At 61.4% G+C, this 1,214-nt stretch carries 1 pseudogene; it reads left to right on the top strand.

Features of this window, described 5'->3' with window-relative positions:
* Positions 1–1,214 (top strand): annotated as a pseudogene (locus H9S92_RS15780) (hypothetical protein); the annotation flags it as partial.

Genomic DNA, 1,214 nt, shown 5'->3' on the forward strand with positions numbered 1-1,214 from the left:
TCTAACGACGGTGGCGACAACGTCTACACGGCTTGTGGATCTAACGGTCCTAACGGCAACGGTACCCCCGGTGCTGGTCTGTACAACCTGGCCGAACTTGACACCAACGGCGACGGCCAGCCCGACAGCAGCGACGACGCCTGCGGTGACCTGCCGAACGTCGAACTGGAGAAGACCTTCGTATCTGCGACGGTCCAGCCCAACGGTTCTTACAACGTAGTCTACACGATTGCGGTGACGAACAACGGCGGTGCCACGGGCACTTACGGCCTGACGGATACCCCTGCGTTTGACAACGACGTCACGATCAACGGCGGCACCTTCAGTGGCGAAGCTTCTGGTACGCTGACGGCCGGCACGACGACGCTGACGACAAACAACAGCATCGCCGCTGGCGCAACGGAGACCTTCACGCTGACCTACAACGTGACGCTCGACCTGACGGCGGGCTCTAACGACGGTGGCGACAACGTCTACACGGCTTGTGGATCTAACGGTCCTAACGGCAACGGTACCCCCGGTGCTGGTCTGTACAACCTGGCCTACCTGGACACCAACGGCGACGGCCAGCCCGACGCTAGCGACGACGCCTGCGGTGACCTGCCGAACGTCGAACTGGAGAAGACCTTCGTTTCTGCGACGGTCCAGCCCAACGGCTCTTACAACGTGGTCTACACGATTGCGGTGACGAACAACGGCGGTGCTACGGGTACTTACGGCCTGACGGATACCCCTGCGTTTGACAACGACGTCACGATCAACGGCGGCACCTTCGCTGGCGAAGCTTCCGGCACTCTGACGGCTGGCACGACGACGCTGACGACGAACAACAGCATCGCCGCTGGCGCAACGGAGACCTTCACGCTGACTTACAACGTGACGCTGGACCTGACGCCCGGCTCTAACGACGGTGGCGACAACGTCTACACGGCTTGTGGATCTAACGGTCCTAACGGCAACGGTACCCCCGGTGCTGGTCTGTACAACCTGGCCGAACTTGACACCAACGGCGACGGCCAGCCCGACAGCAGCGACGACGCCTGCGGTGACCTGCCGAACGTCGAACTGGAGAAGACCTTCGTATCTGCGACGGTCCAGCCCAACGGTTCTTACAACGTAGTCTACACGATTGCGGTGACGAACAACGGCGGTGCCACGGGCACTTACGGCCTGACGGATACCCCTGCGTTTGACAACGACGTCACGATCAACGG

This window comes from Neolewinella lacunae (assembly GCF_014349155.1).
Classification (GTDB): Bacteria; Bacteroidota; Bacteroidia; order Chitinophagales; family Saprospiraceae; genus Neolewinella; species Neolewinella lacunae.